Source organism: Bacillus suaedaesalsae (assembly GCF_016890225.1).
GTDB classification, from domain to species: Bacteria; Bacillota; Bacilli; order Bacillales; family SA4; genus Bacillus_BS; species Bacillus_BS suaedaesalsae.
Map to the genome: position 1 here is coordinate 1 of NZ_JAFELM010000026.1, position 13,530 is coordinate 13,530.

Consider the following 13,530-nt stretch of genomic DNA (forward strand, 5'->3'; position numbering starts at 1 on the left):
ATCAATCCGCTCGACTTGCATGTATTAGGCACGCCGCCAGCGTTCGTCCTGAGCCAGGATCAAACTCTCCAATAAAGTGTTTGATTGCTCATTTGTTTGCTGGCTATCTATATAATAGATAGTTTTAAAAATTTTGCGTTGGTTAGAAACCAACACGCTTGACGTTTTGTTTAGTTTTCAAAGAACTCTCCATCGCTCACAGGCGACTTAATTACTATAACATAAATATTTTTCATTATCAAGTGTGAATTTCAAAATAATTCATGTTAGTGGAGCGGGTGATGAGAATCGAACTCACGACATCAGCTTGGAAGGCTGAGGTTTTACCATTAAACTACACCCGCATATTAAACTGACGATGGTCGGGAAGACAGGATTTGAACCTGCGACCCCCTGGTCCCAAACCAGGTGCTCTACCAAGCTGAGCCACTTCCCGTAAATCATGGCGCGCCCGAGAGGAGTCGAACCCCTAACCTTTTGATCCGTAGTCAAACGCTCTATCCAATTGAGCTACGGGCGCAATATATCTTCACGACATTTATTTATAATAGAATGTATTCACCACAAATGCAAGTTCCAAGTTTTGGTGCGGCCGAGAGGACTTGAACCTCCACGGGGTTGCCCCCACTAGGCCCTCAACCTAGCGCGTCTGCCGTTCCGCCACGACCGCATAAATGGTGCGGATGAAGGGAGTCGAACCCCCACGCCTTACGGCGCCAGATCCTAAGTCTGGTGCGTCTGCCAATTCCGCCACATCCGCAAAAGCAATGGCTGGGCTAGCTGGATTCGAACCAACGCATGTCGCAGTCAAAGTGCGATGCCTTACCGCTTGGCTATAGCCCAATAACTTTATTATATTAATGGCGGTCCCGACGGGAATCGAACCCGCGATCTCCTGCGTGACAGGCAGGCATGTTAACCGCTACACCACGGGACCATTTGGTTGCGGGGGCAGGATTTGAACCTACGACCTTCGGGTTATGAGCCCGACGAGCTACCAGACTGCTCCACCCCGCGATAATAAAAAAACAACCTATTCTTTTGAAATGTATTTCTCATCTGCCACGTAAGACCATCCCGATTTATCAATCAGTATGCTGATGATGATTCAATGAAAATCATTCAGCGTGCTCCAGGCGATGATATTAGATTGAAAGTTATTTCCGCTTTACGAAATAACTATGGTGGAGGATGACGGGATCGAACCGCCGACCCCCTGCTTGTAAGGCAGGTGCTCTCCCAGCTGAGCTAATCCTCCAATTATGGTTTAGGTAATAATGGAGAAAGGAACTCTAATAGTTTCTCTCTCCATTATAGTCAGTGACCCATACGGGATTCGAACCCGTGTTACCGCCGTGAAAGGGCGGTGTCTTAACCGCTTGACCAATGGGCCATATATCTGGCGGAGAAGGAGGGATTTGAACCCTCGCGCCGGTTACCCGACCTACACCCTTAGCAGGGGCGCCTCTTCAGCCACTTGAGTACTTCTCCAGATGGCTCCACCAGTAGGATTCGAACCTACGACCCTTCGGTTAACAGCCGAATGCTCTACCGCTGAGCTATGGTGGAACGGTAATGATTTCTTCAGTGTAACGACTTATCTATAATATAACGGAATATTACGAAAGTCAACTTGTTATATTAAGGTAAAAGTTTCATTTCGCCGTCACCACTCAAGCGACGGTTTCTATAATTTATCATATCTACTTTTTTCAGTCAAGCCATTTTCATTCTATTTGTTTCAACTTTCCTTTACATTTCCCACAAACATATTTAATAGTATTAACCCGTTTTTTTCTACGGTATACAAGTTCACAACTAGTACATTGATAAGCATAACTTACAGTACTTCTTCTTTTTTGAGCAGAAGATAATGTCGAACAAAATCTCGGAGCTCCAACTTTCATTAGTAGTTGCTTAAAATCTTGATCTCGGTGCTTGTATCCTTTTCCTTGCAGATGCAAATGGTAATGACATAACTCATGTTTTATTATGCCTTCTAGCTCATCTGCTCCGAATTCTTCAAAGTATTTTGGATTTACTTCAATGTTATGGGTATGAAGCAAGTATCTGCCGCCGGTTGTCCGTAAGCTTTTATTAAATATAGCTTTATGAACGAACGGTCGATTAAATAGGTTAGTAGAGATTGCTTCAACTAGAAGTTGTAATTGTTCATTGGTCATCCTGTTCACTCCACATTACACATAGTCGATGCACACATCATGTTGATTTTTCATAAATATGTATCATCCTTATTATAACGATTAAGGAGGTATGAACAATGCCTGTTTGGTTAAAAAATCAAATGACACGTGCTTTTTATGAAAAGAATCGCTATCAAATTAAATTGTTGAACCAATGTTGGTTTTTTTATAGAAAAAAGCACAACCCTTGAAAGGATGTGCTTCTTTATAGTTTTATGATTGTGTTTGCAATTCTGGAGCAAGCATCGTAAGTGCCACTCTTCCTTTTTTCATATCAATGTCATCTACCCATACCGTTACAACATCCCCAACTGAAACGATGTCTAATGGATGTTTTACAAATGTTTTACTTAATTTTGAGATATGAACTAAACCATCTTGTTTAACGCCGATATCAACAAACGCACCGAAATCAACGACGTTTCGAACTGTTCCTTGTAATTCCATTCCTTGCGCTAAGTCCTCTAACTTAAGTACATCCTTTTTAAGAATTGGTTGAGGCAATTCATCACGCGGATCTCTTCCAGGTCTGGCTAAAGACTCTAAAATATCCTTAAGCGTTAAGGATCCAACTTCTAAATATTGTGCCATTTCTTCTATATTAAGAGCTTCTAACTTTTCTTTTAATTCCAAAGTTCCTAAATCAGCAGTAGTTGAATTTACTTTTTTTAAAAGTTGCTCTACAACCTTATAGTTTTCTGGGTGAATTGATGTACGATCCAATGGATTGTTCCCATCAGGAATACGAAGGAAGCCAATACATTGTTCATATGTTTTTGCCCCAAGTCTTGGAATTTTCTTTAACTCTTTACGATCAGTAAACTTTCCATCTTCTTCTCGTTTTTTAACAATATTATTTGCAACAGCTTTACTTAATCCTGATACATATTGCAATAATGATGAGGAGGCTGTATTAACGTTCACACCAACTTGGTTTACTGCTGTTTCAACAACAAATGTTAGCGAGTCATTTAACTTCTTTTGCGTTACATCATGTTGATATTGACCAACACCCACAGACTTAGGGTCAATTTTCACAAGCTCAGCTAGTGGATCTTGTAATCTTCTTGCAATCGAAACTGCACTTCTTTCTTCAACTTGGAAATTAGGGAACTCTTCTCTAGCTATATCGGAAGCTGAATAAACACTTGCTCCCGCTTCGTTCACGATTAAGTAATATATGTCCTTTTTGCTATCTTTAATAAGCCCTGACACAAATTGTTCAGTTTCACGCGAAGCTGTTCCATTCCCGACTGCAATCATTTCAATTTTAAATTGATCCAATATCTTCAAAAATTTCTCTGTCGCTTCTTTCACCTTCGCTACTGGTGGGTGAGGATATATCACATCAATATGTAACACTTTCCCTGTTTCATCAACTACCGCAAGCTTACAGCCTGTCCGATAAGCAGGGTCTACACCTAATACTGTTTTGCCTTTTAAAGGTGGTTGTAATAATAAATTACGTAAGTTTTCGGAGAAAATATGAATGGCACGGTCTTCAGCTTTTTCCGTTAGTTCATTGCGAATTTCTCTTTCTATCGATGGTTGAATTAATCGTTTATAACCATCCTCTATTGCTGCTATTACATATTCATTTGAGGAAGAATGCTTTCTACCAATGACTTTATCAATCATATACTTTGTAAATACGTCACTCGGTGCTTCAATGGCTACTTTTAGAATTTCTTCTTTCTCTCCACGATTCATAGCTAATACACGGTGGGGAGCCGCCTTTTGAATTGGTTCTTCATATGTATAGTACATTTCATAAATATGTTTTTCGTCTTTTTCTTCATCTTTAACTTTTGTGACGATTTTTCCTTTTTGGAATGTTTGTTGCCTAATCCACTGACGATAAGTAGGCTCGTCCGAAATCATTTCAGCAATAATATCTTGCGCCCCTTGCAAAGCTTCTTCAGGACTTGCAACATCATCTTTTACATACTTGTTCGCTTCTTCTACTACGTTTCCATTGGAAAGCTCGAGGATCCACAATGCTAAGGGCTCTAATCCTTTTTCCTTTGCAACCGTCGCTTTTGTACGGCGTTTTTGTTTATAAGGTCTATATAAATCTTCAATTGTCTGTAATTTTTCAGCTTTTTCAATTGAGATTTTCAGTTCATCTGTTAGTTTTCCTTGCTCGTCTATTAATCGAATGACTTCTTCTTTACGTTTTTCAAGATTATGCAGGTATTGCCATCCGTCCATAATGTTTCGGATTTCAACTTCATCAAGAGCACCAGTCATTTCTTTACGGTAACGCGCAATAAATGGCACCGTGTTATCTTGCTCTAAGAGTTCTATAACATTTTGTACTTGTTTCTGCTTAATGTTCAGTTGTGCTGAGATTGTTTTTATAATAGTTGTTCGCTTTTCTGCTGTAGCTTCCACTGGATTCACTCCTAAATGCAATTTTAAAACGGATGAACCTATTTTATCACAAACTTATACTTAAACTCATTTATTCACTGTTTAATTTTTCCAACCAGTAATGTCGCATCGTCTTTTGTTGTTATATTACGTTCTAAATAAGTAAGCATGTCTGGAAGTGAATTTTGTAGTACGGTTAGTTCTCTTGTAGAAGTAGCTTTTACCCCATCACTATTCATAACGAATACTGAGCAAGGATCATAAGAAAAACGATGTATATTAGGCGTTACCGGTTTCCCAGAAAGATAACCGACTTTAGGAAGGGGAAATGTAGATTTTCCTGTTGGAGAAATGATGGTGAATCGTATATTCCCAATACAAGAGTATACAATTTCATTACGTGTGTAATAGACTTTTGCGATGGCTAGCGCTACCCCTCTTTTTGTTTTTAGTGCTTGATTGCATCGGATAAATAAGGAGCGAACATCCTCATTATGAAACTGTCTAATGGTATTAACAACTTCTATTGATGATTCTTTAGCTAGTTCCCCACTCCCTAATCCGTCTGCTAAAGCGATGACTGCATAATCATCATCTAATAATGTAATATAACTGTCCCCACAAGAAGACTGGCCGACTTTAGAACGTTGGGTTATATACAACTCGAGGTTTTCTGTTACCACTTCTTCATTCATGACATACACTCCGACTCTTTTGAATCTGTATCTGCGGCATTCCTTAGCTTTTGAATTGCCTTGCGTTGTAGCCTTGATACATGCATTTGTGAAATCCCTAGTTTTTCTCCCGCTTCCTTCTGACTTAAGTTTTCTAGAAACGTATATTGAATAACTAGTTTTTCACGCTCGTTTAGTACTTTTAATGATTTTTCAAAATCGATTTTTCGATCAATCTGCTCGTAACCTGATTCTTGACTGCCAACTATATCTAATATAGTAACAGTACCACCATCACTATCTGCTTCTAGTGGATGATCAACAGATAATGCTTGATAATTTTTTCCTATTTCCATCGTTTCAAGCACTTCTTCTTCGGTGATATCTAAGTATTTAGCAATTTCTTCAACCTTAGGTGAACGTTGAAGTTCAGTTGTTAGTATTTCTACCGCCACTTTAATTTTCGGCCCAAGTTCTTTGATTCTCCTCGGAACATGAACACTCCACGTTTTATCACGTAAAAACCTCTTAATTTCTCCGATAATCGTCGGAATCGCAAATGCCTCAAATCCTTTACCGAAGCTAGGATCAAATCGTTTAATCGCACCTAATAATCCAATCATTCCTACTTGAACAAGATCTTCATGCATATTACGTCCTTTTGAATATTTGCGCGCCATTGATTCCACTAATGGTCTGTACTTTTGAACCAAGTGTAATTGAATCGCCTCATTATTGGTCTGTTGAAATTGAGAAATTAACTCATTTATATCATTACTCAAGTTGGTTGGTTGCGATTGTTCCTTCATCGCTTCCCACCCGCTCTCTTTGAAGCTGCTTGGTCATTAGCACACTGATTCCGTTATCACTCTTAAACTTTACATCATCCATTAACGTTTCAATGAGATACAGACCTAAACCTCCTTCTGTTAAATCTTCAACAGAGGTTGATTGATTGTAAGGACCCATACCTTCCTTCATTTCATTAACATCAAAGCTTTTTCCATTATCAGATACAATAATTTCTAATTTCGTTTCGTAGACACCAAAACCAACAATAATATCTCCGGTTACCTTTTCATCATAAGCATGATGAACCGCATTCGTACAAGCTTCCGACGTAGCAATCTTTAAATCTTCAATCTCTTCATAGGAGTACCCCATTCTACTCGCTATTCCAGAAAGCGTTAGTCTGACAACACCCACAAACTCCGGTTTTGCAGGCACTTTCAATTCGATATAATCGTAGTGATGTTTCATTTTCCTTCTCACCCCCGGATATCCATAATCTCGTTTAATCCTGTAATCTTAAATAATCTTGAGACTCTCTCGTTCAAGCCAATTAAACGCATGCTTCCATCATTTTTCCTTGTTAGTTTAAGTGTACCAACAAGAACACCTAATCCGGTACTATCTATATATGACACACTTGATAAGTCCAAAGTAAGTTGAACACCTTTTTTCTCTGCTATAGGAACAAGCTCGCTTTTAAGACCGGGAGCTGTATATGCATCAATTTCCCCTATTATTTTTACAAAACATTCTTGTTCATTTCGTTTCACTTCAACTTGTAGGTTCAAAATCTCCACTCCTTTTCTTAGGCGGCTTCGTTTTAAAGTTTGTTTCTATACTACTGAAAGGTTTTTCATTCGAATAATGTTGAATTACCCTCTCTTTATCCCTTATAAACCTTTTCTTCTTAAAATTATTAAAGTGAAATCATCTCGAAGTTCAAAATCCTGCATACGCTCTAATTCCTTATATACAAAATCGACTAGATTTTGCGCGGATAAGTGCATATGATTACGAATAAGTTGAATGATTTCTTTACGATCGATAAAGCGCCCCTCTGACTTTGTCTCTGTCACTCCATCGGATAAAAGTATGATCATGTCATTTAGCTCAATCTGTTTTTTGTACTCTTTATATTTAATGGATTTATCAATCCCAAGCACTAGTCCTGATGGATCAATATCATGGAAAGAATCTTCCTTTGCCGAATAATAAAACCCCGGCTCGTGTCCCGCTGAAGAATATGTAAATTCATGTGTATTTGTATCGTATATTCCATAAATCATTGTAATAAACATCGTGATATCAACATTTTGTTCAACAACACGATTTAAATTTTCAAGCACAAAGCTAGGATGGTTACGTGATTCCGGTAAACTATCCATGGCATATTTAATCATTGACATACAAAGCGCAGCAGGAATGCCTTTACCGATTACATCTGCAACTGCAACACTAATACTTCCAGTTTCATCTTCAACAAAGTGATAATAATCGCCGTTCATTTTCTTGGCAGGGATGCTTACTGCTCCAATATCTAGACTTGAAACTTGTGGTATTTGCGTACCAAGTAATGTTCTTTGTACATTTGCTGCGATTTCAATTTCGCTATTGATTTCCTGTTGTTGATTTTTCAATGCTAAATGTTCTCGATAAACAAGGCCGTAACCGATCATAACTTCAAGTAGTAAATCAAAGGAATCCAGGACCTTTTTCGGAATATCCGGGTAGGTTTCTTGAATGACTGATTTATGAATGGAGATTATCTCTTCTGGTGTTACATCGTTTTCTATTGATTGACGACTCAGTTTTTGACCACTATAAAGCAATTGCTCATTGGAATCTCGGATATATTTTGAAAGCAAGTTCTCATACATATCTAGCATCTTTTGTTGTTTATACAAATCCCTCACCCCCCTTTCAGCCATCAAATAAGTGCGTTTTTCAATTTTGCTGCTCCCTCAAAGGAAATTTCCCCTCACTACTATATTCAAGTAAAACTAGGATTTATAACATTTCGTTATTTTTATCGAAGCCATTTTACAGCAATAATTTCTGTTCCTCTTCCAACTTCTGATTCAATCGAGAAATCATCCATTAAACGCTTAACCCCCGGCAATCCCGCTCCAAGTCCACCTGAAGATGAATAACCATCCTCCATTACTTTTCGGATATCACTTATCCCTGGTCCCTCATCTACCGCTTTTACTACTAGACCTTGCATTTCTCCAGATTTAACGATTTCTAAGTTTATACTTCCTTTGACAGCATACAAATAGATATTTCGTGCTAATTCGGATATTGCTGTCGCAATTCTCGCCTGATCAACGTTTCCGAAACCTAGTTGCTTCGCAATTTCCCGACCCATTTGGCGCGCTGCAACAATGTCCCACTCTGTTATGATTTTAACGTAGGATTGGACTTCCATCCTCATTCCCCCAATTCTTGCTGAAGTTTCTCAAGTCCTTTTTCTAAATCCAGAGCTGTTGGAACATCATCTAAGTGAATACCTAAATCAATTAGGGTAATTGCTACAGCTGGCTGTATTCCGGTTAATACAACTTTTGCCCCCATCAAGTTAGACATACTCACAACATCGCCAATTACTTTTGCAATATAAGAATCTATAATGTCAACAGAAGTTAAGTCGATTACAATTCCTTTTGCTTCTGTTTCATGTATTCTCTTTAAAATGTCCTCTTGAAATTGCATTGCTGTTTGGTCATCAAGCTCCCATTGAATCGTAACGAGTAAATATTGCTTTAGTTTTAGTATCGGAATTCTCATAATCGAATCTCCTCCACCTTAGTTTCTACTAGCTTCCGATTCGTCATATCCAAAGCTGCTTCAATGCCATTTCGTAGTGAGTTCTTTGTGATGATATGACTTAAGTCAATTCCTAGGTTGACAATTGTCTGAGCAATTTCTGGACGAATCCCAACAATTAGACATTTTGTCCCTACTAACCTTACTGCTTCCGCCGCTTGAATAATGTGATGTGCAACCATCGTATCCACTACCGGTACACCTGTAATATCAATAAGCACTACTTCAGCACGGTGTTGTACCACACCTTGAAGTAAGTTTTCCATTATTCGTTTTGCGCGATCTGTATCAATTGTTCCAATTAACGGCATGATTGTGATGTTATCGAATATCGGGATTAAAGGTGCAGACAGTTCTTGCAGCGCTATTTTTTGCATAGATACAGTATGTTCCCAAGACCCAGCATAGTTGTTTACCATATGATTTACGATAGGATCAATCCACGTATTGACTTCAAGCATGATATCCATCTGTTCTTTTGAATCCATTTCTCTTTCTTTCATCCAGTTATGTATAATAGCACGGAATTTTTGTAGCCCTTCAGTAATATAACTAAGCTGCCACCCAAGTTTAATAATTCTTTCTGAGAAATCATTTAAGCTCTTTGAACGGGCTTCGTTCGTTTGATCAATGTTTACAATAATGAGATCAATAAATTCTCTACTCGTATTAATAAATAATTGGTCAGAAACAATTCTCAAACCTTTTTCATGGCCGATTGATTTGATCTCCTCAAGCCATCTCCCTACAATCTCCTCTTGGTTTTCTCGTATGAGTGTAATTAATACCTTGTTCATACTATACTCCCCCTTGAATCAATTTGACTCCTAACCTTGCTTGTTTAGGTGTCCTCTGTTTATTTATGCATGGATATTGAAAGCTATATCTACAATCTATTATTTCACTGGCGAAACATTCTTTCAATTAATATACTTCTCCATTCCTGGAGGGCACTCTTACATATAATTCGCATGATACTTGGGTTTTCGACCCACACCGCGCCAAAAATAGAACGAAGGGTATAGGACAAATTAGTTCAAAAGTAGTAAAGATTTTCAGGCAATTAAATGGCACCGATACAAAATAAAAAACTGCCCTAGAAAATTTCTAGTGCAGCTTTTAAATAAATATTAAAAATCGATGAGTCCAAGACTGATCTGTAATGCTTCGTCTACTTTATCCATCATTTCGTCATCTAAATGCGTAATTTTGTCTGTCAATCGTTGCTTATCAATTGTTCTGATTTGTTCTAGTAAGATGACAGAGTCACGCTCAAATCCATAGCGCTTCGCATCGATTTCTACATGTGTAGGAAGCTTCGCTTTTTGGATTTGGGCAGTTATTGCAGCTACAATAACTGTGGGACTAAACCGATTCCCAATATCGTTTTGTAAGACAAGGACAGGACGTACGCCCCCTTGTTCCGATCCAACAACTGGGGAAAGGTCAGCAAAATACACGTCACCACGTTTAACAATCAAAGGATTACCCCCCGCTAACTAGTCGTTCAACGGTGTGATCTGCTTCTTCTTCTGCAAGAAATGCTTCAGATGCGATATTCAGGTTGATTTTTGCCATTTCCATGTAACCACGTCTCATTGATTCACGAATATGACGCTTTTTTCTTTCTCTCAAGTACATTTTCGTTGCTTGATAAATGATGTCACTATGACTGCCATTTTCTTGTTTGATAATACCGTCTAATTCTACTATTAATTGTTGTGGTAAACGCACAATAATTTCAGTAGTTGTTGCGCTAGAATCGGACACAAACATACACCTCCACCATCAACTACACACACATAATTGAATCCAATCTTAATAATATCACCAATAGCTTGATTTTGCAAAGCAGTAATGCAAATCCTAACATATTATCTACTTGAAGTAGTAGTAATTATACATCATTTGGTATGATTTTTTATTTTTCACGCTGTTCATTGACTAGGATGTTTTCGCAAAATTGGTTGTTTGTAGCTGGGTTAGTGTCGTTGCATTCCACCACTAGAAATTCAGAATATATTTGAAAGCAATGTTCTTAACGAAACAGCCTAATTATAATTCAATCGAAATGATGCAATAACGGATTCATAACTTCAATCATGTTTTCTCCATCCATAAAAACACGCGGAACTCGGTAGCTAATCATACATGTTATTTCATAGTTGATTGTCCCTAAAGCGCTCGCAACTTCATCAACTGATATATATTCATCATCTTGCTTTCCGATTAATGTAACTTTTGTTCCGACTTCGAATTTTTGAGGAAGACGGATCATGAGCTGATCCATACAAATTCGACCGATAATCGGCGTTCGCCTACCATCTACCAGTACTTCTCTCATACTTAGGCTTCGTGACCATCCATCTGCATAGCCTATAGGAACCGTGCCAATCCATTCATCTTCTGTCGCTGTATATGTCGCTCCATAACTAACCTTTTCACCAGCATGAATTTTTTTTACGTGACTTAATCGGCTATGCAGAGAAAAGGCACCTTTCAAAGGAAAAGGCAAAATTTCTTTCATCTCTTCAGAAGGAGACAATCCATACATCGCAATCCCTAATCGAACTGCATTAAAAAGTCTTGTCGGGAACCTTAATCCTGTTGCACTATTTCCACAATGTACAATTGGTATGTTTGTGGAATTTCTGCAATACTCCACCGCTTCAATAAAGTTCTCATATTGAAACTCCGTATAGGTTGTATCTATTTCATCTGCACTTGAGAAATGGGTGTACAGACCCTCAACCTTAATGCTAGAAACCTCTTTTACAAAGTCTAAAACAGTTCGTAATTCGTCAATCGTTTTTAAACCAAGTCGATTCATACCAGTATCATATTTAATATGAACGGAAAGAGGGTCAGTAATATTTCCCACAACTTCTTCTAGCCACTTCTTTTCATAAACAGTGACTGAAATGTTATATTTAATTGCAATATTTGCATCCTCAGAGTGTGTAGCTCCTAATACTAATATTGGTGCTTCAATTCCAGATTTTCGAAGGGAAATTGCCTCATCTAAAAAAGCAACTGCAAGTATGGATGCGCCAGCTTTAAGAGCCGTTTTAGCCACTTGCACATCTCCATGACCATATGCATTTGCCTTCACAACACCAATAATTTTCACTGAAGGATCCAGGTACTGTCGCATTGATTGTACATTTTCATATATATCCTGCAATTGAACCTCTACCCACGTATCTCGGTAGAACTGAGGCTTCGTCAACGTGAACACTTCCTTTTATTTATATAAACTATAGAAAAACTCAACATATCATATTGATGATTATTTAACACACATTTCAATATGTCAATGAACATAGTCTAATTTCACGAAAATAGTTAGTTCGTCACGAAGAACAAAAAGCTTATGGCGCCCCGTTTAGCCACAGGCACAGCAAATGTTGTTCCGGAGAGAAGAAAAGGGTGTACTTCATATAAACCGCCAGTAAGACCGCGATTAGTTCAGGCAAACCATCAGAAATTCGCTGATGGAAGTTTCACTTTATTTGCCTCAGGCGGACTGGGGGCTGGAGCTGAATTAAGAATACAAATACATAAGATATACTCAATATTTAATACTTTCTTAAACTGAAATAAAGCCCAACATATAGATGTTGGGCCTTATTCTGTAGTTCTATTATTTAATTGATTGACCTTGAACGGATCTTGCAACTTCTTGTAATTCTTCTTGTGTTAGGTCATTAGAAGCAACCATATATTCTACACCATTAAATGACCAAGAAAGTGAGTTTTCTGTTAGCGCTCCTACTGTGAATCCAAGGTCTACAGGCTCACCGCTTACCATTGAAGTTGTAGCCACATCTGCAACACGAGCACGTTCTTGAATAAGAGTAAAGGATTTATCTTCTCCTCCATACGTTAGAACAATACGCTTACCATTTTCAGTTGCTAATTCTTTTTCACCAATTTTCTTCGTTCCTAAAGTTTCGAATGGGTATAATACTTCAAATGGTTGATCTTGACCAGCCATAGTTGGAACTTCACCCATTTGCGCACCTGTCATGTTCTTTTCCATATCAAATGCGTTGTCATCAAACTTTGCATTCATTTCTACTTTTGTAAAATCAACTTGTAGTAATGGATTGCGGTCTGGGTCCATTACTTTCACCATGACTGGAGTCAAGTCACTTTTATTAAATGTAATTTCTTGAACCGGAATGGACTTACTGTTCTTATAATTTGTTTTAGTTTCAAATACATAGTGCTTTTCAGTTGCTTTAAATTTTGCATCCTTATCAGTTAGAACATCCTTCACAAGTGACTCATAAAGATAAGCTTGGCTAGAATTTTGCGGCCAGTCGCTTTGGAAGCGGAAGCTCTTGTTTAGAGCCGGTGTTAATACGAATACACCTTCGTCATTACGTAGGATCATTTGGCTTTGTTCTTTTTGCGTATTTTTTAAGTCTACACGATAATAGTGTGGCTGTTTGTACCAAATTCCCACTTCATAAACTTGCTCTTCACTACCTGTTTGAAGCGTCATTTTTGCTTCAGCTTTATAGCCTTGCATTTCTTTCATTTTTGTATCAAGAGCTCTTACTACATCTTCTTGACTCTTTTCCCCACAAGCTGCTAATACAAGGACCGTTAGCATTGCTACGATCAATAAACCTAATTTCTTCCTCATGTTTACA

At 38.1% G+C, this 13,530-nt stretch carries 15 protein-coding genes, 12 tRNA genes and 1 rRNA gene; 1 reads left to right on the forward strand and 27 read right to left on the reverse strand.

The window, feature by feature from the left end; genetic code table 11:
- From JR050_RS08335 to JR050_RS08400, 14 genes are all read right to left on the reverse strand, one after another.
- Positions 1 to 75, reverse strand: a 16S ribosomal RNA gene (locus JR050_RS08335); the annotation flags it as partial.
- 195 nt (positions 76 to 270) lie between these two features.
- Positions 271 to 344: transfer RNA gene (locus JR050_RS08340), tRNA-Gly, on the reverse strand.
- A 15-nt stretch (positions 345 to 359) separates the two neighbouring features.
- A tRNA-Pro gene (locus JR050_RS08345) sits at positions 360 to 436 on the reverse strand.
- A 7-nt stretch (positions 437 to 443) separates the two neighbouring features.
- Positions 444 to 520 (reverse strand) — tRNA-Arg (locus tag JR050_RS08350).
- A gap of 64 nt (positions 521 to 584) precedes the next feature.
- A tRNA-Leu gene (locus JR050_RS08355) sits at positions 585 to 670 on the reverse strand.
- Between the two features lie 5 nt (positions 671 to 675).
- Positions 676 to 760 (reverse strand) — tRNA-Leu (locus JR050_RS08360).
- An 8-nt stretch (positions 761 to 768) separates the two neighbouring features.
- Positions 769 to 843, reverse strand: a tRNA-Gln gene (locus tag JR050_RS08365).
- An 18-nt stretch (positions 844 to 861) separates the two neighbouring features.
- Positions 862 to 937, reverse strand: a tRNA-Asp gene (locus JR050_RS08370).
- Positions 938 to 940: 3 nt separating this feature from the next.
- Positions 941 to 1,017, reverse strand: a tRNA-Met gene (locus tag JR050_RS08375).
- Between the two features lie 165 nt (positions 1,018 to 1,182).
- Positions 1,183 to 1,258, reverse strand: a tRNA-Val gene (locus JR050_RS08380).
- Positions 1,259 to 1,321: 63 nt separating this feature from the next.
- Positions 1,322 to 1,393 (reverse strand) — tRNA-Glu (locus JR050_RS08385).
- A gap of 7 nt (positions 1,394 to 1,400) precedes the next feature.
- Positions 1,401 to 1,491, reverse strand: a tRNA-Ser gene (locus tag JR050_RS08390).
- Between the two features lie 3 nt (positions 1,492 to 1,494).
- Positions 1,495 to 1,569, reverse strand: a tRNA-Asn gene (locus JR050_RS08395).
- A gap of 158 nt (positions 1,570 to 1,727) precedes the next feature.
- Positions 1,728 to 2,183 (reverse strand): SprT family protein, encoded by a 456-nt coding sequence (locus tag JR050_RS08400; RefSeq protein ID WP_204203062.1) that lies wholly within the window; start codon positions 2,181 to 2,183, stop codon positions 1,728 to 1,730.
- Positions 2,184 to 2,281: 98 nt separating this feature from the next.
- On the opposite strand from JR050_RS08400, the gene cmpA reads away from it, so the two are divergent.
- The gene (cmpA, locus tag JR050_RS08405; RefSeq protein ID WP_204203063.1) at positions 2,282 to 2,395 is read left to right on the forward strand and encodes a cortex morphogenetic protein CmpA; all 114 of its coding nucleotides are present in this window, start codon (positions 2,282 to 2,284) and stop codon (positions 2,393 to 2,395) included.
- Between the two features lie 22 nt (positions 2,396 to 2,417).
- Here cmpA and JR050_RS08410 read toward each other — a convergent pair whose 3' ends face one another.
- From JR050_RS08410 to JR050_RS08470, 13 genes are all read right to left on the reverse strand, one after another.
- The gene (locus JR050_RS08410; protein ID WP_204203064.1) at positions 2,418 to 4,598 is read right to left on the reverse strand and encodes a Tex-like N-terminal domain-containing protein; all 2,181 of its coding nucleotides are present in this window, start codon (positions 4,596 to 4,598) and stop codon (positions 2,418 to 2,420) included.
- Between the two features lie 74 nt (positions 4,599 to 4,672).
- Positions 4,673 to 5,272, reverse strand: a complete 600-nt coding sequence (locus JR050_RS08415; protein WP_204203065.1) for a PP2C family serine/threonine-protein phosphatase — start codon at positions 5,270 to 5,272, stop codon at positions 4,673 to 4,675.
- Positions 5,269 to 6,060, reverse strand: coding sequence for an RNA polymerase sigma factor SigB (gene sigB / locus JR050_RS08420; RefSeq protein ID WP_204203066.1), 792 nt, complete (start codon positions 6,058 to 6,060; stop codon positions 5,269 to 5,271). Before sigB ends, JR050_RS08415 begins: the two co-directional genes overlap by 4 nt.
- A complete protein-coding gene (rsbW, locus tag JR050_RS08425) occupies positions 6,026 to 6,511 on the reverse strand; it encodes an anti-sigma B factor RsbW (protein WP_204203067.1) in 486 nt (161 codons plus the stop codon). Before rsbW ends, sigB begins: the two co-directional genes overlap by 35 nt.
- An 8-nt stretch (positions 6,512 to 6,519) precedes the next feature.
- The gene (locus JR050_RS08430; RefSeq protein ID WP_204203068.1) at positions 6,520 to 6,831 is read right to left on the reverse strand and encodes an anti-sigma factor antagonist; all 312 of its coding nucleotides are present in this window, start codon (positions 6,829 to 6,831) and stop codon (positions 6,520 to 6,522) included.
- 102 nt (positions 6,832 to 6,933) lie between these two features.
- Positions 6,934 to 7,971: a PP2C family protein-serine/threonine phosphatase gene (locus JR050_RS08435; RefSeq protein WP_430392871.1), complete on the reverse strand. Its 1,038-nt coding sequence runs from the start codon at positions 7,969 to 7,971 to the stop codon at positions 6,934 to 6,936.
- A gap of 98 nt (positions 7,972 to 8,069) precedes the next feature.
- A complete protein-coding gene (locus JR050_RS08440) occupies positions 8,070 to 8,471 on the reverse strand; it encodes an anti-sigma regulatory factor (protein WP_204203069.1) in 402 nt (133 codons plus the stop codon).
- 2 nt (positions 8,472 to 8,473) lie between these two features.
- Positions 8,474 to 8,830, reverse strand: a complete 357-nt coding sequence (locus tag JR050_RS08445; RefSeq protein WP_204203070.1) for an STAS domain-containing protein — start codon at positions 8,828 to 8,830, stop codon at positions 8,474 to 8,476.
- Positions 8,827 to 9,666: an RsbT co-antagonist protein RsbRA gene (locus JR050_RS08450; RefSeq protein WP_204203071.1), complete on the reverse strand. Its 840-nt coding sequence runs from the start codon at positions 9,664 to 9,666 to the stop codon at positions 8,827 to 8,829. The genes JR050_RS08445 and JR050_RS08450 overlap by 4 nt, the downstream gene beginning before the upstream one ends.
- A gap of 333 nt (positions 9,667 to 9,999) precedes the next feature.
- Positions 10,000 to 10,350, reverse strand: a complete 351-nt coding sequence (gene ndoA / locus JR050_RS08455) for a type II toxin-antitoxin system endoribonuclease NdoA (protein ID WP_149221176.1) — start codon at positions 10,348 to 10,350, stop codon at positions 10,000 to 10,002.
- 4 nt (positions 10,351 to 10,354) lie between these two features.
- On the reverse strand, positions 10,355 to 10,645 hold the full coding sequence (locus JR050_RS08460; RefSeq protein WP_239454215.1) for an antitoxin endoai: 291 nt from the start codon (positions 10,643 to 10,645) through the stop codon (positions 10,355 to 10,357).
- Positions 10,646 to 10,931: 286 nt separating this feature from the next.
- Positions 10,932 to 12,098, reverse strand: coding sequence for an alanine racemase (gene alr / locus JR050_RS08465; protein WP_204203072.1), 1,167 nt, complete (start codon positions 12,096 to 12,098; stop codon positions 10,932 to 10,934).
- Between the two features lie 414 nt (positions 12,099 to 12,512).
- A complete protein-coding gene (locus JR050_RS08470; RefSeq protein ID WP_204203073.1) occupies positions 12,513 to 13,523 on the reverse strand; it encodes a LolA family protein in 1,011 nt (336 codons plus the stop codon).
- Positions 13,524 to 13,530 lie beyond the last annotated feature (7 nt).